The sequence below is a fragment of the [Mycobacterium] manitobense genome, assembly GCF_025821665.1.
Lineage (GTDB): Bacteria > Actinomycetota > Actinomycetes > Mycobacteriales > Mycobacteriaceae > Mycobacterium > Mycobacterium arseniciresistens.
In genome coordinates this window covers 116,822-137,487 of sequence record NZ_JACKSJ010000024.1, presented here as the reverse complement: position 1 = coordinate 137,487, position 20,666 = coordinate 116,822, and the positions used below count along the sequence as shown (strand labels likewise).

15 protein-coding genes are annotated in these 20,666 nt (G+C 69.3%); 6 read left to right on the top strand and 9 right to left on the bottom strand.

Annotated features, from left to right (window positions below; all coding sequences use genetic code 11):
* Nucleotides 1-72 precede the first annotated feature (72 nt).
* From rpsI to eccCa, 6 genes are all read right to left on the bottom strand, one after another.
* Nucleotides 73-546 carry a 30S ribosomal protein S9 gene (gene rpsI / locus H7I41_RS03470; protein ID WP_372503664.1) on the bottom strand — a complete coding sequence of 158 codons (474 nt, stop codon included), beginning with the start codon at nt 544-546 and terminating at the stop codon, nt 73-75.
* A gap of 35 nt (nt 547-581) precedes the next feature.
* Nucleotides 582-1,025, bottom strand: coding sequence for a 50S ribosomal protein L13 (gene rplM, locus H7I41_RS03465; protein ID WP_264011164.1), 444 nt, complete (start codon nt 1,023-1,025; stop codon nt 582-584).
* Nucleotides 1,026-1,459: 434 nt separating this feature from the next.
* Nucleotides 1,460-1,756, bottom strand: a complete 297-nt coding sequence (locus H7I41_RS03460; protein WP_264011163.1) for a WXG100 family type VII secretion target — start codon at nt 1,754-1,756, stop codon at nt 1,460-1,462.
* Between the two features lie 16 nt (nt 1,757-1,772).
* On the bottom strand, nt 1,773-2,096 hold the full coding sequence (locus H7I41_RS03455; protein ID WP_264011162.1) for a WXG100 family type VII secretion target: 324 nt from the start codon (nt 2,094-2,096) through the stop codon (nt 1,773-1,775).
* Between the two features lie 74 nt (nt 2,097-2,170).
* The gene (locus tag H7I41_RS30260; RefSeq protein ID WP_264011161.1) at nt 2,171-3,346 is read right to left on the bottom strand and encodes a type VII secretion-associated protein; all 1,176 of its coding nucleotides are present in this window, start codon (nt 3,344-3,346) and stop codon (nt 2,171-2,173) included.
* On the bottom strand, nt 3,343-7,152 hold the full coding sequence (gene eccCa / locus H7I41_RS03445) for a type VII secretion protein EccCa (protein WP_264011160.1): 3,810 nt from the start codon (nt 7,150-7,152) through the stop codon (nt 3,343-3,345). The genes H7I41_RS30260 and eccCa overlap by 4 nt, the downstream gene beginning before the upstream one ends.
* 86 nt (nt 7,153-7,238) lie before the next feature.
* Between eccCa and eccD the strand changes: the two genes are divergently transcribed.
* Both eccD and mycP read left to right on the top strand, forming a co-directional pair.
* The gene (gene eccD / locus H7I41_RS03440; RefSeq protein WP_308214578.1) at nt 7,239-8,603 is read left to right on the top strand and encodes a type VII secretion integral membrane protein EccD; all 1,365 of its coding nucleotides are present in this window, start codon (nt 7,239-7,241) and stop codon (nt 8,601-8,603) included.
* Entirely contained in the window at nt 8,600-9,946 is a 1,347-nt protein-coding gene (mycP, locus tag H7I41_RS03435) for a type VII secretion-associated serine protease mycosin (RefSeq protein ID WP_372503657.1), read from the top strand. Before eccD ends, mycP begins: the two co-directional genes overlap by 4 nt.
* Here mycP and eccB read toward each other — a convergent pair.
* The 3 genes from eccB to H7I41_RS03420 all read right to left on the bottom strand — a co-directional run bounded on the left by eccB (nt 9,905) and on the right by H7I41_RS03420 (nt 13,086).
* The gene (eccB, locus tag H7I41_RS03430; RefSeq protein WP_264011158.1) at nt 9,905-11,311 is read right to left on the bottom strand and encodes a type VII secretion protein EccB; all 1,407 of its coding nucleotides are present in this window, start codon (nt 11,309-11,311) and stop codon (nt 9,905-9,907) included. The genes mycP and eccB overlap by 42 nt on opposite strands.
* Nucleotides 11,312-11,377: 66 nt before the next feature.
* Nucleotides 11,378-12,430 carry a polyprenyl synthetase family protein gene (locus H7I41_RS03425; RefSeq protein ID WP_264011157.1) on the bottom strand — a complete coding sequence of 351 codons (1,053 nt, stop codon included), beginning with the start codon at nt 12,428-12,430 and terminating at the stop codon, nt 11,378-11,380.
* Entirely contained in the window at nt 12,427-13,086 is a 660-nt protein-coding gene (locus H7I41_RS03420; protein ID WP_264011156.1) for a hypothetical protein, read from the bottom strand. Before H7I41_RS03420 ends, H7I41_RS03425 begins: the two co-directional genes overlap by 4 nt.
* A gap of 96 nt (nt 13,087-13,182) precedes the next feature.
* Here H7I41_RS03420 and H7I41_RS03415 point away from each other — a divergent pair, with 96 nt between their 5' ends.
* The 4 genes from H7I41_RS03415 to H7I41_RS03400 are packed head-to-tail and all read left to right on the top strand — an operon-like array spanning nt 13,183 to nt 20,661.
* Nucleotides 13,183-14,652 carry a hypothetical protein gene (locus H7I41_RS03415; protein WP_264011155.1) on the top strand — a complete coding sequence of 490 codons (1,470 nt, stop codon included), beginning with the start codon at nt 13,183-13,185 and terminating at the stop codon, nt 14,650-14,652.
* Nucleotides 14,652-15,383, top strand: coding sequence for a hypothetical protein (locus H7I41_RS03410; RefSeq protein ID WP_264011154.1), 732 nt, complete (start codon nt 14,652-14,654; stop codon nt 15,381-15,383). Before H7I41_RS03415 ends, H7I41_RS03410 begins: the two co-directional genes overlap by 1 nt.
* A complete protein-coding gene (locus H7I41_RS03405) occupies nt 15,380-18,586 on the top strand; it encodes an ATP-binding protein (RefSeq protein WP_264011153.1) in 3,207 nt (1,068 codons plus the stop codon). The genes H7I41_RS03410 and H7I41_RS03405 overlap by 4 nt, the downstream gene beginning before the upstream one ends.
* Nucleotides 18,583-20,661 (top strand): FAD-dependent oxidoreductase, encoded by a 2,079-nt coding sequence (locus tag H7I41_RS03400; protein WP_264011152.1) that lies wholly within the window; start codon nt 18,583-18,585, stop codon nt 20,659-20,661. The genes H7I41_RS03405 and H7I41_RS03400 overlap by 4 nt, the downstream gene beginning before the upstream one ends.
* The last annotated feature ends 5 nt before the right edge of the window (nt 20,662-20,666 follow it).

Sequence of the window (20,666 nt, the reverse complement as noted above, 5' to 3'; positions counted from 1 at the left end):
ACGGCTCACAAACGCCGATCGCCGAGCATGCACGCGGCATGCTCGGCGATCGGTTTTGCGTCTGTGCGCAGATCAGCGCTTCGAGTACTGAGGCGCCTTGCGGGCCTTCTTGAGACCGTACTTCTTGCGCTCGATGGCACGCGGGTCACGGGTGAGGAAGCCGGCCTTCTTCAGGGCCGGCCGGTCCTCGGGCTGGACGATGATCAGCGCCCGGGCGATCGCCAGGCGCAGCGCGCCGGCCTGCCCGGAAGGTCCGCCGCCGTCGAGGTGGGCGTAGACGTCGAAGCTCTCCAGCCGGTCGACGGTCACGAACGGCGCCTTGATCAGCTGCTGGTGCACCTTGTTGGGGAAGTAGTTCTCCAGGGTGCGGCCGTCCAGGTTGAACTGGCCGGTGCCGGGCACCAGGCGCACGCGGACCACGGCCTCCTTGCGGCGGCCGACGGTCTGGATTGGCCGCTCCATGTAGACCGGCTCGCGGGTCTCGGTGGCTTCGGCGGCCTCAGTGGCCTCGGTGGCCTCGGTGGCCTCGGTGGCCTCGTCGGTCACGGTGGCCTCGGTGGTCACGTCGTCGGTCGTTTCGGTCACTGGGCCACCTGCTTGATCTCGAACGGAACCGGCTGCTGCGCGGCGTGCGGATGGTCGGGACCCGCGTACACCTTCAGCTTCTTCTGCACCTGGCGGCTCAGCTTGGTGTGCGGCAGCATGCCGACGATCGCGTTCTCGACGACGCGGGTCGGGTGCTTGACCAGCAGCTCGCCAATGGTGCGCCTGCGCAGGCCGCCGGGGTAACCCGAGTGGCGGTAGGCGAACTTCTTGGTGAGCTTGTCGCCACCGATGGCGACCTTCTCGGCGTTGACGATGATGACGAAGTCGCCACCGTCGACGTTGGGCGTGAACGTCGGCTTGTGCTTGCCGCGGAGCAGCTTGGCTGCTTCGACGGCGAGCCTGCCGAGGACCACGTCGGTGGCGTCGATGACGTACCACGAATGCGTGGTGTCACCCGCCTTCGGCGTGTACGTAGGCACAGCGCTTACCTCTTCTTCTCGGGGTTCCCGGAGACCCGGGGTGCCGGTCAGGCATTGACGGTGAAGTGGTCTCGGCGACCGACAGTGACCCGAGGACTTCGTGCGTACCGCACGCCAACGGAGCAGCTTACCGGTGCACGTCGTCGCAGGTCAAAACGCCCTTTGCAGCTGCCGTGCGACGGACCGGCTACGCCACCGAGCCTACCGTCGACGCTGGTCAAGCCGCCTTGACGTCTCCTGCCCGTACCGCGTTGACCAGCGAGAACACGTAGCGATCGCCGCAGCGGCTCCGGTTTTTGCACCCAGGGCTGTCGCTTCGGCATCGCCACGACCCTCAGCGCAAAAACCAGGCCAGGCCGTCGAGCACACAGAGCTGTGCGGTCCCGCCGGGCTCTCCTCCCAGCAGGACCGCACAGAGTCTGTGATGAGTGGCGTCACCACCCCCAAGCGCCGGCGGCACTGCGGTCGGTGGCCGCCATGTCGTCGGCGCCGTCGCGGACCGCGTTGCCCAGGCTGAACAGGATCTCGTTGAGCGCCGCGGCCGCCTGATCCCACCGGACCTGCTCGCCCCGATACGCCTCGGCCGCCTCGCGCGTCCAGATCTGCTGCAGCGGCGCGATGTGCGAACGCAGTTCGTCGAGTGCCGCGTTCATCCGCGTCGACGTCTGGTGGATCTCCTGACGAACCGTGTACTCGATCTCGTCGAAGTTGTAGGACAGCACCTGATCCATGACGGTTCCCGTTCTCTCAGAGGTTCGTGGCGACGGCGTCGATGCGTTGCGAGTGACCGTCACCGGCGTCGCGCAGCGTCCGTTCGTTGTGCCGGATCGTCTCGGCGATCCTCTGCAGCGCCACATGGAGTTTCGTCGACTCGGTATTCCACCGCTCGACCACGTCGCGGAACCGGGTCGCCGCCACGCCACCCCACACCGACGGCGGCACACTGCCCATCCTGCCGATGAAGGACTGCAGCATCGCGCGGGTCTCCTCGTTGCGCGCGTCGACCTTGCCCGCTACCGAGGTCATCAGGTCGAAGTCGGTGTTGAGCGCACCACCGCCGGGTGTCGTCATGGGATCGCCTTTCCAGTGTCGTTGTGCGATATCAAGTTCGACGCAGCGCAGAGCAACCCGGTTCCCTCGATTCCTCAAAAGATCGCATGTGCGGATCGGACGGCCCTGTCGCAGACGGCTCCGACCTGTCGCTCGAGATCCGGCGGTCCCTGGCACCCGACGGCAATCCGCACGGCGCCGTCGACGAACACCGACCAGTCGATGTGGCGCCCCAGCCGGATCTCGCGGTAGGACGCGACGGGTCGATCTCCCCTGCGCTGGTCGGGCACGAAGTCGGTGAAGACACCAGGTGTTTCGTCGGCCAGCGCGACCCGCAAGGTGTTGGCGACCTGTTCGGGCGTCGTCCCCGGCGCCACGGGCGACTGGGTGAGTAGCAGCGCCGTGTCCGGGTCGTCCGGTGAGTTCACCTGCACGCGCGCCGATCCCGGCCCGTCGGTGACCCGTTCCACGGCCCACATAGCCGGCACCTTGACCGCGACCCGACCCTCGACGAGCAGTGTTTCCGGATCGTCGGGCACAGGTTCAACCGGGTCGGCCCGACCGGTGAGCGCGACGCCCAGTCCCGCGACCGAGAGGACCGCGCCACTGAGGACGGCGACGCCGCGGCGGCCGCGACGGCGTGGCGTCGTCACCGCCGGGTCGGCTGACGGTTCGGGCGCGCTGAGATTCGCGGCTGCGGCCCGAACCGCGCGGCGGTCGACGCGCATCACAACGACTCCGTCCGGTCGTACCGAGTCGGCGATCGCAGATTCCAAATCGACCGCTCCCGGCACGTCCGTGGGTGCGTCGATGACGACGGCGCCGCCGATGCCCACCGCGTCGGCCGCCGCCAGGCCCACCCGCAGCGGATCGCCGACGCGGGGCACCGCCGCGACATCGTCGCCTGCGGTGACGACGACGAGGTCGGGACCGATCTCGACCACGGCCGGATCCACCGCGGACACCGCCGCGCGCAGCGCTTCCGCGCGGGTGAAAACCACCACGTCGGTAGCCCACGACTGCGCCGCGGTGCGCACTCGATCGACACGGCGTGGCGGCCACCACGTCGGACAGACCAACACCACCGCGTGCACCGGTCCCCCGGCGGCGAAACGCAGGACGTCGCGCCACAACTCGTCGGTCGGCACCGGCCGCTCCCCGACGAGCGCCAACCCCGAGTCGACGAATTCCAATGCAGCCAGAGCACTCTCACTGTCGACGGAGCCGACTCCCGACACCGCCATCGGCCCCACCTCGATCACCGCGGTCACGGCGGCTCAGTCCACCCCACCTGAACGATCTGCTCGTCCGCGGTTCGGGCCAGCAGCACGGCCCGACCGGGTGGGCGGACCGCCGGCCGCACCGAGCCGAGCAGCACGCCGTCCTCGGGCTGCACACTCATCAGCAGTCCCATGGCGCCCAGGTCGCGCAGCTGGGCCAGCAGCGGATCGAACATCGCCCGCGCCGCGCCGCCCGAGCGGCGGGCGACCACGACGTGTAAACCGATGTCCCTCGCGTGCGGCAGGTAATCGACCAGCGCCGACAACGGATGGCCCGCACTCCCCGCGACGAGGTCGTAATCGTCGACGACGACATAGATCTCGGGCCCCGACCACCACGACCGGTCACGCAACTGGCGCTGTGTCACCTCGTCGCCGGGCAGGCGTCCGCGCAGCCGTTCCAGCAGGGCGGGCAGGTGAGCGTCCACCGCGCCCGCGGACATCAGGTAGGCCCGGAGGTGATCGGTCTCCACCACTCCGAGCAGCGTCCTGCGATAGTCGACGATCACCAGTTCGGCGCTCCGCGCGTCCCTGGTGTGCACGATCTCGGCGCACAGCGTGCGCAGCGTCGAGGTCTTTCCACACCCCGGCTCCCCCAGGACGATGAGATGTGACTGCTCGTCGAAATCGAGCGTGACGGCCGTGAGTCGCCGCTCGCCGACGCCGAGTACGACCGGGCCGCCCGGAGCGGCTGCCGCGGTGAGTTCGGCCAGCTCGACCCGCGCCGGAAGCAGCCTGATCGGCGCCGCACCCCGGCCGGGGTGACGCGCCCGCAGGTACTGCGCACCGTCGGCGAGCGCATCGGCCAGCCCGGCCGGGCGTGCCACACCGTCCAGCCGCGGCAGTGCGATCGTGAAGTCGGCGCCGTCCCGGGTGATCCCCCGGCCGGGTGGGCAGTCGACCAGATCTCGTGCCCGCCTGCGATCCATCTCGGACTCCGCCGGATCGCCGAGCCGCAGTTCGATCCGGGTGCCGAGCTGATCCTTCAGCGCGGGACGGATGTCCGCCCACCGCGATGCGGCGAGGACGACGTGCACGCCGAAGGACAGGCCCTGTGCGGCCAGCGCGGTGATGGCGGCGTCGAGGCCCTCGAAGTCCTGACGCACCACCGCCCAGCCGTCCACGACGAGGAAGACGTCACCGAACGGGTCGGCGGCAACCGCCGGATCACCGGCCGCCCGCCTGCGCCGGAACTCCGACACCGAGTCGACGCCCAGTTCCCGGAATCCGAGTTCGCGGGCCCGCACCAGCGACTCGAGTTCGGCCACCGTGCGGCGGACCAGATCGCTCTCGTGGCGGCCGGCCACGGCGCCGACGTGTGGCAGGGCGTGCAATGACGCCAGCACCCCACCGCCGAAGTCGAGGCAGTAGAGCTGCACGTCGCGGGGATCAAAGGTCGCCGCCAACGCCAGCGCCAAGGTGCGCAGGGCAGTCGACTTGCCGCTGCGTGGCCCACCGACGACGGCCACGTTGCCTTCCGCGCCGGAGAGCACGGCGGTAAGCAGATCCCGGCGCTGCTCGAACGGCCGGTCCACCAGGCCGATCGGGACCGTGAGCGCTCCGAGGCCGCCATGGGTCAACAGCTGGTCCAGCGTCGGCGGCTCGGTCAGCGGCGGCAACCACACCCGATGCGCGGGTGCGCCGTGACCGGCCAACCGGTCGAGCACGGTGTCGAGGACGCTGCGGCCCGCGCCCGCGCCGGGCCCGGCATCGGCGGATGGCCGGGGCGCCGGCACGGCGGAGAACGGCACGGCGATCGGTCCGGTCGCCGAGGATCGCACAGGCTCGACAGCCGTACCCGAGACGTAGGCGGTCTGGAATCGGATGAGTTCCCCGGTGGCCGTTCGCAGGTACGCCGCGCCCGGTGCGCCGGGCAGGTGGTGGGCGTCGGGCACTCCGAGAACCGCACGTGATTCACCGGCGGAGAACGTCTTCAGGCACACCCGGTAGGACAGGTGGTTGTCCAGACCGCGCAGCCGTCCTTCATCGAGGCGCTGACTGGCCAGCAGCAGGTGCATGCCCAGTGACCGGCCGAGCCGCCCGATCGCCACGAACAACTCCGCGAAATCGGGGTGCTGACTGAGGAGTTCGGAGAACTCGTCGACCACGATCAGCAGGGACGGCAGCGCGGGAAGGTCCGGGCGACGGGCCTTCGCCCGGTGGTAGTCGGCGATGTCGGCGAAGTTGCCCGCCGCGCGGAGTGCCTCCTGCCGGCGAGTGACCTCTCCGGACAGCGCGTCCTTCATCCGCGCCACCAGATGCGCCTCGTCGGCCAGATTCGTGATCACCGCCGACACGTGGGCGGCGCGGTCGAAACCCAGGAACGTCGCGCCGCCCTTGAAGTCGATCAGGATGACATTCAGCCGGTCCGGAGGGTGCGAGACGAGCATGCCCAACGTGAGTGTGCGCAGGAACTCCGACTTCCCCGACCCGGTGGCGCCGATGCACAGACCGTGGGGACCCATCCCCCGGTGCGCCGCCTCCTTGACGTCGATGTGGACGGGTTCACCGTGCTCGGAGACACCGACCGGCACCCGCAGTTGCGCTGCGGCATCGCGGGATCGCCACACGTCGCCGGGGTCGAGGCGGGTCAGGTCGATGCCGACCAGAGCCGGCCAGTCGGTGCGGCTGAGCAATGGATCGTCCGCGTCGGCGGCCACCGGCAGGTATGGAGCGAGCCTGCGGGCACATGCGACGGCCGCAGCCGCATCCAGACCATCGGCGAGCACCCGTTGGCCGTCAACGAGTGTGAGGACGCCTCCGTCGACGATCCACGGTGTGGTGCCGCGCGTTGCCGTACCGGCCACATCAATCAGGAGCACCGTCACCGCCGCGCCGGCCTGCGAGCGCAACGGTTCCGGGATCTCGGGCACCGCGAGGTCGACGACGATCAGGATGCCGGCACAGCCGTCGAGGAGATCGGCCGCCGCATCGCGCGCGGCCGCGACGGTGTTGTACGTCATCCGGGCCGGCCCTGCACCGTCGAAGGTGTCCGGATGCCGGTGATGCGGCAGCCATTTCAGCCAGTCCCAGCAGGGCCCGGTGGTGGGGTCGGTGACCGCGGCGATCCTGACGTGCTCAGGGCCGTGCAGCACCGCCACCTGACACAGCACGGCCCGCAACAGGGTCCGCACGGCGTCACCCTCACCAGTGACGGCTATCGCGTCGGCGCGGAACAGGTCGACCGCGACGGGCACGTCGGTGACGATGCCGCGGTTGCCGATGAGCCGATCGACCGCCGAGGTGGTCACCGGATCAGGTTCCTCGACGGGTCGTGCGGGAGGCGCGATCAACCGGGTGGACAGGGGTCGGGTCCCCAGCCCGAGGCGGACGTGACCGAAGTCGTCATCGGTGGGTGCACGCTCCCACATCCGCGCGCCACCGGCCAGGGTCCACAGCCCGTCGGGTGACGGATGCCGCCAGTGCGACGATCGGTGTTGTGCCCGGGCGATTTCCGCGGCCGCCCGGTCCAACGCCTGAAGGTACCGCAGATAGTTGCGTCGCCCTTGGTCCAGCTCAGCGGTCCGGGCACCCCGCAGGCCGTAGGCCAGTGTGCCGACGAGCGAAAGCACCATCATCACCGGGAACAGCAGATACATCGGGCTCCGGGGACCCGAGGCGCCGGAGGTGAAGTAGAGCACCATCATGCCGCCGGCGGCGACCACCATCGCGACCGGAAGCAGTCGCGCCAGCGGATTGGCCGGCGTCACGCGCGGCACCTCCGGCGGAGGTTGCACGGCGATGTCGCCGTCGGCCACCGCCGGCACTGACAGCCGCTTGCCTCGGATGAACTCCATCATCGATCAGACGGCGAGGACGCCGAACGGGTTCCATCCCCAGGCAGAAAATTTGGCGCGCACCGACGCCCGCAGGGTCGGTTACGGTGACATCGCCGACGATCACGGGGGGTGATGCGGTGTCGGATTCTCTGCGCCGGATTTCGGTACACAGCGTCGACGGAGGTCATTGCGGGACAGTTGATCTCGCATTGCCGTCGGCGATGACCATTGCGGAGTTGCTGCCGTCGATCATCGACAGGGTCGGAGTGCCGGGCCCGGATGCACCGATCCGCTGGCGGCTGTGCCGCGTCGCAGGCGCGGCCCTCGACCAGTCGATGAGCCTGTCGGAGGTCGGCGTCCGCGACGGTGAGGTGCTCCTACTCTCCCGCCACGACCCGCCGCCACCAACTTTCAGATCGCAGGACCTTTCGACGGTGGTGGCCGATGCCGCGGCGTGCGGCCCGCCGTCGCGGCTGATCACGTCCGCAGCGACGGCCTGGACGGTCGCGGGCGGTGCTGTCGCAGTGGCATGCGCCGGTGTGTCGTTATCCACCGCAATACATCTCGGCATTGTCGGCGCACTCGCCACCGCGGCGGCGGCTGCGGCGGCGGTCGCCGAACGGACGGGTCCGGACCCGTGGTGGCTCCATAGCCTGCAGCACGTCGCGTTGTTGCTCGCCGCGGTGCTCGGCTACCGGATCGTGCCCGGCGGTCCGGCCCCGGCCAACTTCCTGCTTGCCGCGTCGTCGGTGACCGCGGCGTCTATCCTGTTGCTCCGGTTGTCCGTTCGGCCGTCCGTGTGGCTGACGGCTATCGCCGCCACCGGCTCGCTCATGGCGGCCGCACTCGGTGCCGCGGTGGTGTGGGCGGCGCCGACGGCCGTCATCGGAACGATTCTCACCGTGCTCGGTCTCGTCATGCTGAGTTCCGCGGCGCGGTTCTCGGTGCTGCTGGCCGGCTTGGTAGCGGCGGGTCAGACATTGGATGTCGAGAGCGATGCCGACCGGCGGGCAGCACGAGGGCGGTGGCTTCTCACGGCCCTGGTGACCGGCGCGTCCGGTGCAGCGCTGGCGGGCGTGCTGTTGGTGGCGGTCGGCGGCGCGGGGGTCGGCGCGCCATGGCCGGTCGACGCCGGCTTCTGCGGGGCAGTCGGCCTGGCACTGCTGCTGCGGAGCCGGTCGCACGCCGACGGATGGTGCCGCACCGCCCTGACCACCTGTGGCATGGGTTGTCTCACATCGGCATTCGTCGGTGTGTCGATGGCGATGACGGGTCAGGCATTCTGGATCGCGGTGTCGACGGTTGTGGCCGGATCAGTCGCGCTGTCACCGGCTGCGCGGTCGGCGGCCGGTCCCGTCGCGGCGCGCGCCGTTGACGCGCTCGAGTACATCGCACTCACCGCGGTGCTGCCACTGGCCTGCTGGATCGCGGGCGTGTTCGCCGCGATCCGCGGGTGGCAGCTGCCGTGAGCACGGCGGGCCGGCTCGTCGCGGCGGTCGTGGTGGGCACCGCCCCACTGATGACGGCTCCGGTCGTCTCAGCGGTGACGCCTCCCGCCGTGGACGACACGTTGTTGCCCGCGCCTCGCCCGCCGGCGCCCCCTGACCTGACCGAGCCGCAGGGCGCGTGCCTGGACGCCGGCGATGCGGCCGGCGGCACAGGACGGCTCGACATGCTCGCGCTGGATGAGGTCCGGCCGCTGACCCGGGGAGCCGGTCAGACTGTCGCGGTCATCGACACCGGGGTGACGCGCCACCGGCTGTTGCCGCACCTGGTGCCGGGCGGAGACTATGTGTCGACAGGCGACGGCACCGAGGACTGCGACGGCCACGGCACGATCGTCGCCGGGATCATCGGAGCCGCAGTGTCGCCCGGGCAGGCCGGCGGTGTCGCACCTGAGGCGTCGATCGTGACGATCCGTCAGTCCAGCAACCGGTTCCGGGCCGTCGACGATCCCGGCGGGTCGGGCTACGGCGACGTCGCGACGTTGGCGATGGCCGTCCGCAGCGCCGCCGACCTCGGCGCGACCGTGATCAACGTGTCGTCGGTGGCGTGCCTGCCCGCGGCGGACGCTCCCGACGACCGCCCCCTCGGCGCCGCCCTCGCCTACGCCGTCGACGTCAAGAACGTCGTCGTCGTGGCCGCCGCGGGCAACGTCGGTGGTGCGGGCCAGTGCCCGGAGCAGAATCCCGCGGCCGACCCGGCCCGCCCAGCCGGACCGGACTGGGAGTCCGTGCGCACCGTGGTGAGTCCGGCCTGGTACGACGATCTGGTGCTCACGGTCGGCTCGGTCGACGCCTCGGGCGCGCCGTCGGCGTTCAGCCTGACGGGGCCGTGGGTCGACGTGGCGGCGCCCGGCGAGGAAGTCGTCGCACTGGACCCCGACGGCGAGGGGCTGATCACCACACTGCCCACACCGTCGGGCGGTGAGCCGATCTCCGGCACCAGCTACGCAGCTCCCGTGGTGAGCGGCGTTGCGGCACTGGTCCGGTCGCGATGGCCGCAGCTGACCGCACGACAGGTGATGGCCCGCATCGAGGACACCGCCCGACAACCTGCGGCGGGCTGGGACCCGGTCGTCGGCCACGGTGTCGTCGACGCGGTCGCCGCCGTGACCGGAACGGCGCCGGCGGCGAACGCTCGCCGCGGCGGACCGGTGCGGCTGGATTCACCCCCGACCGCCGCCGAACCGGACACCCGCCCTCGCCGTGTCGCGGCCTACGGCGCCGCCGTGTGCGTCCTGGTGGCCGCTGCGGTCGCGCTCAGCGCATCAGCCGGGCCCCGGTCCCGCCACCGCGTCGTGCAGGACTGACGCGCGATCCCTGCTCAATTCGGGGCCGCGCGGCAATCTCGCCAGCACCGGCCACGGCGCCGGTGTCGCGTTGGCAGGCAGACCCAGATGCTGCGCGGTCTGTACGTCGCGCACCCCGAACACCACACCGAGATCGTTCACCAGGTAGAGCGGTCCTGCGCTGCCACCCGACCCTCCGACACCGACCGCGCGTACGAAGAGACTGCGCCCGGCCGGCACCTCAACCGCGTCGAGTCCCGGCCCCGCGCCGTCGGCCTGTGCCAGCGCGACGAGCCCCGGTCCGGACGCGAAGGCGTCCGCCCGCCACAGCGTGGTCCCGGCTGGCGACGGAGCGCCGCCGTCGTGCCATCGCGCGCACAGCACCGGTGGGTCCACGACCGTCACGCGTGCCGGAAAGGTTGCAACGGGCAGTGTCTCGACCGACGGTGCGGCTGCAAGCGCCGTGGCGGCGACCGTCGGGATGTCACGGTGCGGCTGGGTGACCGTGAGTCGGATCAGGTCCGCGGTGACCTCCCCGATGCGCTGCACACCGTCGGTCAGGACGACGTAGTGCTCGGCAGCCTCGGCGCGCGCCAAACGCACCACGGTGCCGACCGGATACCCGCCGAGCGGCGCCGGCCCGGCGGATCCGGCCCCCGGGATCGTGGGCGCGACGATGGGTGGGTCCTCGGGGATGGCGTCGAGCAGGCTACGTGACACCGGACGCGGCGTGCGGCCGTCGAGCCGCAACGCCCGGGTGACGGCACGGTCGCGCAGGTCGACCTGCGCGCGTCGGCCGGCGTGCAGCAGGTATGTGGTGGCGGCGCTCTCGGCCACGGGGGCGACCAGCACCGCGTCGGCACTGCCGAACGGCGCCGCGTCTGCGGGTGAGCCCACCCGCACGATCGTCCGGTCCGCGGAGTCGCAGACGTCCCATATTGATTCGGCCGCCGGCAGGGCGGTGCCGATGGACGTCGGTGCCCCGGCGATTCCGACCATCGGGCCGCGGCGGGCCGAGGCGACCGCCTGCTCGCTCACCACAGTCGGGTCGTCCGCGGCGCCCGCAACCAGGCGCGCGGACGCCAGATTCGGCACCGGGTGGATGGTGTCACCGATCCGTACATAGAGGGCGCCGGACTCCCGGACCGTCACGATGGTCGCGCCGTCGATCGCACCCTGTGGTCTCAGGAACGCGACAACGGCACACCCGGCGATCGCGATCACCGCCAGCACGGCGCCAGCGGTCAACGAAAGCGACTGTGCGCGTAGCGGATCGTCCAGCATCCGGACATCCCCGCGCACCAGCGCATGCTGCATCCGGCGCGTCAGAAAGCGGTGTGCGCTGACCTGCAGCCGAGTGGTCGTGCGTTCCCGTGATTCCGCCATGGCATCCCCCGAGGAGAGCCTAACGGCCTGCGGCACAACGCCATGTCACCAATCTCGGCGCCGCGGTCAGCGCCAGCGCGCCCACACGTAGGGCACCAGCGCCCGCAGGAAGTCCAGGTCCGGTCCGGGCTCGGCCTGGGCGAAGGCCTGCTCGAAGTACTCCTCGGCGACGAGCAGGATGCCTTCGGCGTACTCCCGGGTGAACGCGATGCTGCCGTAGTCGTCCATCAGCCGCCGCACCGCGGACACCTGCTCGGCCGTGCGTTCGGCGCGGGTGCGCCGCAGATAGTCGCGCACCAGCACCTTGTCGGCACCGGTTGCCGACGACATCAGATGCACCAGTGGAAGCGTGCGCTTGCCCTCGAAGAGATCCCCGAGGATCTCCTTGCCGTAGGTGGCCTCGTCGCCGACCAGGTTGAGCAGGTCGTCACGGATCTGGAACGCCGCGCCGAAGTGAAAGCCGAAGCGCACCAGGGGCCGCAGGTCAGCGGTGCCTCGCGAGCCGATGATCGCTCCGACCCGCAAGGGATGGATCGTGGTGTACCAGCAGGTCTTGTGCATGATGAGGTTGAGGCAGTCCTGCGGGTCGAGGTTCTCGACGTCGTCGCGCTGCCAACCGATCTCGATGGCCTGTCCCTCGAGGGTGCGCAGGGCCATGGTGTCGAATTCGCCCCACACCAGGTCGGCCAGGTCCCGGTCGAGTCGCCGGGTGGCACGTCGCAGCACCTGCCCCGCCACGATCGCCAGCCCGTCGCCGGCGTTGAGTGCCGCGGCGAGCCCGTGACTCGCCGATAGCGTCGGCCTGCCCCGGCGCATCTCACTGCCGTCGGCGATGTCGTCGTGGACCAGGAAGGCGTTGTGCAGCAGTTCGATCGCCACACCGACACCCAGGAGTTCCTCGGTGGGAGCCCCGAACGCTCGCCCGGCGGCCAGGCACAGGGCCGGGCGCAACGCCTTGCCCGGGCGCGATGGATACTCGCGCATCGGCCCGTAGAGCCAGTGCACCGGTTCCCCGTCGGGCATGGCGTCGAGCATGGTGCGGCGGACCGCACGGCCGACCTCGCGCAGGGTGGCCTCGACATTCTCGACCAGGTCGACCGCGTCGGCGGTGTCGGTCATTCCCGCACCGTCAGCATCATCGACAGCCACAGGTCCGGGTGATCGTCGACGAGAAGAGTGCCGCGATACACCCCGGGCGGCGTGCCGTCGGGTACCCGCACGGTGACCACTGTCCCGTGACTGGTCCGCGGTGGCAGGGGTACCGACCGGCGGTCGAACGTCACTTGAGCCGCGGCGACGCTGTGTCCGGTGTGACCGAGCAGCTCGCTGCTGCGCAACCGGACCTCACCGAAGTCGTCCGGACCCCCGTTGTGCAGCCATACCTCGGCGTGAGCCGCACCCGCGCCGGTGACAGTGAGGTGGACCGTGTTCGACGGTTGGCCGCCCACCACGTCGATTGTCGCGACGCCACCGGCGGCAGCATTCGGCGTGCCGACGTTCGGCGCAATTTTCGATATCAAGTTCTGCCATGCCGAGAAGAGGCCGTCGACGCGCGCGTCGGGTGCAGCGTTTCGCGTTGTCGCCGTTGCGGTGTCGTCGGAATCATCCCGTGACCCGGATGACTCGCCCTCAGCGAACACCGTCACGAACCGATCGACGAGTTCCGTTGCGGCGCGCAGTCCTTGGGACTGCACCGCCCCCAACGCTCGCGCATTCGCTGCCGGGTCGAACACCGCTGCCCAGGGCAGGTCGAGCAGCGTGCTGTCGTCGCCCAATCCACGCTCGGCCAACTCGCCCCCCGATCGCCGTTTTTCCGCTGTTTCGCCAGTACAACGCTATGCTAAGGCGTCAATTCATGGGAGGCGGGGACCATGGCAGATATTCGCAGCGAAGTCACGGCATTGTTCGGTGCGATAGACGAGTTGGTGGTCGAAGCCGACGCGGATCCCGGTACCGGTGCCAATGCGGACATCGTCGATCTCGCCGAGAGGCTGCTGCCGAACACCACCGGACTCGGCCGCCAGGGCTGGTTCCAAGAGTTGCAGGAGTTCTTCGGATCAGACGCAGTGCGCAACCCCAGGTCGCGGTACCTGTACAGCTTCCCGAGTGCCGAGGACGCGCGCGCCAATCTCAACAGGGAGCCGAACCCCGACCGCGTGTGGAACAGCTTCCAAGCCAAGGAGGACAGGCATCCGGCCCTGGCGCGGGCCGCCTTTGCGCTCGTGGCATGGGAACGGCTCAATCTGCTGCGCCATGGTCGTATCGACGAAACCGTCATGACCGTTCTTCCCGGTCTACTGGACCCCTGGCCCGTCGAGCCGACGGTTCCCCGGCCGGGACGCCGTGACGCGGTGGGCAACGCGGAGTACCTGCTGGAGAGAATCGAGCGGATCCAGGACCGCGAGTCCTGGATCGTCCTCGCGGGTGAGGCCGTCAGTGAGCAATTCGCCAAGGACTCGTCACGCTGCTTCGGCACACTCGAGGACGCCGGCGGACAGTACTGCAGCACGCTTTACACCGAATGCTGCGACGACGACGTCACCGTCGACCAGGTCAAGGCGATCATCCATCCGGCGAACTGGCATCTGTGCTATCCAAAATTCTTTCACTCCATGACGAAGCAACAGCCTTACTTCACCAGTGACGGTTGGTGGCGGATCCTCGAGGAGATCTCGGCCGAACCCGAGTTCTACACGCTGAAGACCGCGCTCATCTTCTCGCTCGAGGATGATCGCGACAAGGGCTTTTACATCAACTACCAGTTGGATCCCAACCGCCAAGGCGAGGACAAATGCATCGGCATCGTCGAGATCGACAACGGCTACCTCTGGGTGACGCCGAAGAACGCCGACGGCACGGGGGTCCGGGTCCGCACGAGCAAGGAGGAGCGCGTCAACGGCCTCAGCCCGACCGCGACGGCGGCACTCGGCTGCCAGCTCGGCTGGGGTGACTCGGCCTACGAGATGATCATCGCCGCCGCGCGGAATGCGACCAACGGCGACTTCAACCCGAACAAGAAGCCCGTCGAGGGCTGGCCTATGGGCGCGCAGAGCAAGCAACCCGTCGACACCGGCCCCAACGTGATCTTCCCGCCGGTACCCGCCACACTGCCGATCAACGCCGCCGACGCCATCAAGGACGGTGCCTGCCTGCTCAAGAGCTTGATCCGGCGGGTGAGCAGCAACACTGGCGACGCCGCGAGCCGGTGGCTGGACGGCACGGTGAAGACCGATGTCGAGGAGGTGACCACCCAGATGGGCAAGGATCTCAAGGCTTGGTCGCTGGAGGTCTACGAGAAGGCGGAGCGAAACGTGAAGCCACCGAAGGATGTGACGCCCTGATGGACGACCCGAAGGTCATCGCCGCGAAGGTGGCTGCTCGTGCGTCGGCGACCGTCGACGAGGCGGCGAAGGTCGCCATCGATGCCGCCACCAGGATCAACGACGACGACAAGACCAACTTCACCCCCGACGACGCCGCAAAGTCGCTGTTCGAGTTGACCAGGATCGCGATCCGGGGCGCGGCGGACATCGCACGGATACCGCTGCAGACACCGCCGGACCCCAAGGTGTTGCTGCTCGCGGATCACGTCAGCACCGTGGTGCGGCGTGGCCTCCTGGAAGCCAGCCAGGTCGCCGAGGAGGCGCTCGCGGCGTTCACCGACAAGAAGGACGTCTTCGACCGGGACGAGTGGCTGACGTCGGCGATCAAGCTGACCCGCATCAGCATGTTGCGCGGCGCCGAGATCGCTCAGACCATCGCCGCCGGACCGGGCGCGTACGGAAACCCAGTGCTGACCAGCGATCCCATCCCCGTGAAGAAGGTCCAGCCGTGGGACCGGATCTTGACGGCGACCTCGCTGTGCCGCAAGGACGTGCCGAACGAGAACATCTGTGGGCTCGTCAGCTTCATACCCGCCGACGCGCGGCTTCTCGCCAACGCCACCACTTTCCGGCTCGTGGTGAACTCCGCCGGCATCCCGAGCGGCGTATACGTCGGCGAGGTGAAGCTGACCGGCACCGGCGCCGGGGCGGGCACCGACGACACCCAGCCGGTGTCCTTCGAGTTGTGACGCCGACGAATCGACCAGCTTCAGGGGTCGACAGACTTCTCGACCGCGCCGTTGCGGCGCTGGCCGACGGTGACCGCACCACGGCGAACCGGCTTGCCGGTCAGGTGCTGGCCGTCGACAGGGACAACACCGACGCCGAGGACCTACTGGCCGCCCCCGCCAATCACGGTGAGATCCGGCGGCTCACCATCATGTTCGTCGACCTGGTGGATTCCACCGCTCTGTCGACCCGCATCGAGCCGGAGGTCTACCGCACCGTGGTCGGCCGCTACCGCGATGACGTACTGCGCGTCGTGCGTGCCTACGAAGGCCATGTGGGTAACACCAAGGGTGACGGTCTGCTGGCATTCTTCGGCCATCCCCGCGCGCACGAGGACGACGTGCGACGGTCGGTGCAGGCCGGATTGGACATCACACGCGAGGTGACCGCCCTCAGCGGTCGGGTGCACAAGCGCTTCGGCTTCGACATCAACGTGCGGGTCGGAATCCACCGGGGCATCGTTTATCTCGATACAGCACAGGACGACGTCTACGGCCTCGCGGCGAACCTGGCCGCTCGCGTCTGCAGCCTCGCGGAACCCGGCACGGTGGCCGTGTCGTCGGCGATCGAGCCGTTGATCCGTGACGGCTTCGACCTCGAGGCCCGGCTGCCGCGCAACGTCAAAGGTGTTGACGTCCCGGTGCACTACTTCCGTGTCCTGGCTGAACGCGACGTCGTCGCGACGCCGCTCGGCCCGTTGGTGGGCCGCAGCGACGAACACCGGTATCTCCAGCGGGGTTGGTCGCAGGCCTTGACGAACGGCCTCGACAATCCGGGGGTGCTGTTCGCGGGTGACGCGGGCATCGGCAAGAGCCGGCTCGCATGGTCGGCGGTCGACATGGCCGAAAATTCGCACGGCGCGGTGCTCCAGCTCATCGGCTCGCCCTTCCACACCGACGTGGGGCTGCGACCGATTCGCCGGCTGCTCGAACGGCAGTGCGGGATAACGCGCACCTCGGATGCCGATGAGCGCCTGCGTCGTCTACGGCGTGAGGTCGAGCACCGTTCCCTTGACGCCGACGCCGTCGTCCCACTGTTGGCGCCTGTTCTGGGCATCGGCGCCGACAGCGGATATGAACCGGTGCATGCCGAGGGCCGCAGACTCTACGACCTCATCGGGGAGGCAGTGCAGACATATCTGCTGAGCTGTGTGCGCAGCGCGCCGTCCGTGGTGCTCGTCGAAGATCTGCACTGGTTCGACGAGACGACCATCGAGGTCGTACAGGCGCTCCTGCGCGCTGACCTCGGCGGGCACGTCCTGGTCGTGATGACCAGCCGCGTCCCGGTCGCCGTGTCGGACCTGTCGCGGACGACGGTGTTCGAGCTGCAGCCGCTCAACCCCGACGAGGTCGCCGAACTGACGACGGCGCTGCACCCCGGCGCCACCGACGAGGAGCAGCGCATCGTCCACCGGCGCTGTGACGGGGTGCCGCTCTACATCGAGGAGGTGGTGGCCAAGCTCAGGCAGCAGACGGCCGCAGGCACCCGGTCGGTCGAGGTACCGGACAGCCTCTACGAAGCGCTGTTCGCCCGGCTTCGCACCAGCACTGAAGCCCTGCGGGTGGTCGAGGCCGCGGCGATCATCGGCAGCCGAGTGGACCGCGGCCTGCTGATGGCTGCCACCGACCTCGACGGCGCCGCCGTCGACGAGGTCATCACGCAGCTGACGGCCGGCCGGGTGCTCGAACCGCTCGACGCCGAGAGTTGGCGGTTCCGGCACGAATTGCTTCGAGAAGTCGCCGCCGAGCTCTCGCCGCCGAGCATCCGGCGGACACTGCACAGCCGAGTCGCCGATGCACTGGTCTCCGGGCCTGTCGAGGGCAATCCCGACTGGCCGCTGATCGCCCGCCACTACGAACGGGCCGAACGGCATCTCGAAGCGGCGTCGGCCTACGGCCGGGCAGCGGCGAACGCGTGGACGCGTGGTGCACTCGGGGAAGCACGCACCCATCTCACCTACGCGGTGACGCAGATCGAGCAGGCACCGCCCGGCGCGGACCGCCATCGACTCGAGATAGACCTGAGGCTGCGCCGCGCACTGCTGGCACAGGCCGCCGAAGGAGTGTCCAGCGCCAACGCGGCGACCGACTTCGAACGCTGCCTCGAGCTGTGCAGCAGCGACCTGCGCGACGACGACGTGTTCTCGACGGTCATGTCGCTGTACCCGTACTACACGATGCGCGCCGACCTCGATCGTGCCGAGCTGCTCGTCACCTCGATCCGGGCCAACCTCGTGGGATCGCGGCAGGCCTTCCTCCCGATCAACGACCTCGCGTTGGGGATGCTCGCGTGGTACCGGGGCGAATTCGCCCACGCACGAGGCAAATTCGATGTCGCGCTGAAAATGCTCACTCCGGAAGCGGAACGCGAACTCGAGGCCATGCTGTTCATGCCGAACGACGCGTCAGCGGGCCTGTACACCCATCGCGCACTGTCCCACGCGCTCGACGGTGATCTGCGCGCAGCGGAGGAAGAGCTCCGCAGGGTCGAGGACCGTTGTGCCCAATTACCCTTCCCCAAGGGGGCGTTCAGCCTGGCCTACGCCCGGCAGATCGAAGTACTCTTCCGCATCGAGGCGGGACAGTTCGACCGTGCCCGCCAGGTCGCGGGACAATTGACGGAACTAGGGCAGCAGCACGGCTTCGATTCGTGGGCCATGGTGGGCGCCGCCCAGGACGCCACCGTCAGTGCGATCGCCGCTGCGGACGACTCCACCGGCACCGTCGACCTCAGCGGTCATATCGCCACGATGCAGATGTATGTCGACGCCTGGCGCGCGCTGGGAGCCATCTCCCTGGTCACGTTCTACGACGCGGTGCTGGCGCGGCTGTGGATCGCCGCCGTCGCCCACGACGAGGCCAAGCAGCGATTGGACACGGCGCTCGATCTGGCGGAGTCCACCGGCATGCACTTCTACGACGCCGAACTGCTCCGGCTGCGCGCGCACACACACGACGACATCGCGACGATGCACGCGGACCTCCATGCGGCGTTGCAGCTCGCGCGCCGACAGGATGCCCGGGTCTTCGAATTGCGTGCGGCGCTGTCGTACCACGAGTCCGACGGGCCGGGCGCCTCGGAGGCGCTCCTCGAAGCGGTGAGCCGGTTCCCTGCACACAGCGACTGGCCCGAACTCGTCCGCGCGAGGGCCCTTCTCGGGTGAGTGCCGGCGGCGGAGCGGTCGCGATCCTCGGCGGCGGCATGGCCGGTCTCAGCGCGGCATGGCGGCTCAGCGAGCCTGGTTGGCGGGACCGGTTCGACTCGATCACCGTGTACCAGCGCGGCTGGCGACTCGGCGGCAAGGCGGCGTCCAGCCGCGGGAACAGCGGCCGCATCGAGGAACACGGCCTGCACATCTGGCTCGGCTCCTACGAGAACGCCTTCCGGATGCTGCGCGAGTGTTATGCCGAATTGGACAGGGCCACCACTGATCCGGAATCGCCGATCGCGTCGTGGCGCGAGGCACTCGTTCCCGCCGACAATCCCGGTCTCACCGAGCGCTTCGGCGGTGAATGGACGACTTGGCTGGGCACCCACCCTCACGACGACGACCTGCCGGGGGCACCGGACGACGAAGAGGGCCGAGCACTGACAGCGGTGACCTTCGTCGAACGCGCGCTGCGTTTGTTGGCCGCTTTCACCGCCTCGCTCACCGGCGATGACACCCCGGCGGCCGGGCTGTCGTTCACCGCGTCGGCCCAGCCGCCGCGCGCGAAGTCGTCGGCCGGCCTTGACGCACTCAGGCGGGCCCTGTTGGCCGGAGTACTCGCATTCGGCGATTCCGGTGGTGCAGCCGGCAATCCGACGCTGTTGGTCGAGGCAGTGCTCCGCGCGGCACGGGAGTCGATCGAATACGAGAGCCGGGCGGCCGACCGGCGCGGATGGATCCTGGCCTCGCTCCTGGCCGCCGCCATCGGCGGAATCATCGCCGACGACCTGATCACCGATCCGCGCGGGTTTCGCGCCATCAACGACGTCGACTTCGGGGTATGGGTGCTCAGCCACGGCGGCCACCCGGACATCCTGGAGTCACCCCTGATACGCGGGTTGTACGACCTCGTGTTCGGCTACGCCGACGGCGACCCGGAACGACCGGCGGTCGCGGCCGGAACCATGGTGTTCCTGATCGGCCAGGTGTTGTTCGGTTATCGCGGCGCAATCTTCTGGAAGATGACGGCGGGCATGGGTGACGTCGTCATCGCCCCGCTGTACCAGGCACTGCGGCGGCGGGGAGTTCGGTTCGAGTTCTTCCACCGGGTCGTCGCGCTGCAGCCGGACCCGTGCGGCCATACGATCGAGACCATCGCTCTGGCAAGACAACTCGATCTCGCGGACGGTCGCGAAGTGTACGAACCGTTGACGACGGTCAAGGGTCTACCGGTGTTTCCCGCCACGCCGCTGACCGACCAGGTCGTCGCGACCACCACGGTCGGCGATCTGGAATCGCACTTCACCGAGACCTCGGACGTCGAGCAGCGCGTGCTGCGTCGGGGTGAACATTTCGACCACGTGGTTCTGGCCGTCTCCATCGGCATGCTGCCCGTCGTCGCGCCCGCCCTCATCTCCGACCGTCCCGAGTGGGCGCAGATGACCGCCCACGTCAAGACCGTCGCCACCCAGGCGCTGCAACTGTGGCTGCGACCGGCGGAAAGGGCACTTGGCTGGCACGCGCCCGGCGCCACGATCAGCGCATACCTGAGGCCTTTCGAGACGTGGGCCTCGATGCCCCAGACATTGTGGGCCGAGCACTGGCCAGACGGCGACGCGCCGCAGACGGTGGCCTACTTCTGCGGCAGCCTGAAGGCTCGGTGGCCGACCGCGGAGCCCCACGACGACTACCTGTCCCGCTGGCGTGAAGCGGTGCTCGCCGACGCCACCCACCACGTGGAGGCAAACCTCGCGCTGTTCTTCCCGAACGCCTATCGCGCTGGCGATTTCCAATGGGAACTGTTGTGTGGCAACGATGCTCGTGTAGGCAAGGCGGCCATCGAGACACAACACCTCAGCGTCAACGTGGATCCGTCCGACCGCTATGTGCAGTCGGTGCCGGGCAGCGACCGGTACCGGCTGCGTCCGGACGAGAGCGGCTACGACAACCTGGTGCTCGCCGGTGACTGGACCGACACGGGTATCAACGCGGGCTGCATCGAGGCGGCGGTGGTGTCGGGGCTGCAGGCCGCCAACGCGCTTCTGGGCCGCGGCCGCTACCACCGCATCCGCGGCTTCTACATGCCCTGACTTCC

Coding starts and splice junctions, on each gene's coding strand:
- H7I41_RS03460 (WP_264011163.1), bottom strand. CDS start 1,756: ATGGATCAGGTGCTGTCCTACAACTTCGACGAGATCGAGTACACGGTT.
- H7I41_RS03455 (WP_264011162.1), bottom strand. CDS start 2,096: ATGACGACACCCGGCGGTGGTGCGCTCAACACCGACTTCGACCTGATG.
- eccCa (WP_264011160.1), bottom strand. CDS start 7,152: ATGGAGTTCATCCGAGGCAAGCGGCTGTCAGTGCCGGCGGTGGCCGAC.
- eccB (WP_264011158.1), bottom strand. CDS start 11,311: ATGGCGGAATCACGGGAACGCACGACCACTCGGCTGCAGGTCAGCGCA.
- H7I41_RS03425 (WP_264011157.1), bottom strand. CDS start 12,430: ATGACCGACACCGCCGACGCGGTCGACCTGGTCGAGAATGTCGAGGCC.
- H7I41_RS03415 (WP_264011155.1), top strand. CDS start 13,183: ATGGCAGATATTCGCAGCGAAGTCACGGCATTGTTCGGTGCGATAGAC.
- H7I41_RS03410 (WP_264011154.1), top strand. CDS start 14,652: ATGGACGACCCGAAGGTCATCGCCGCGAAGGTGGCTGCTCGTGCGTCG.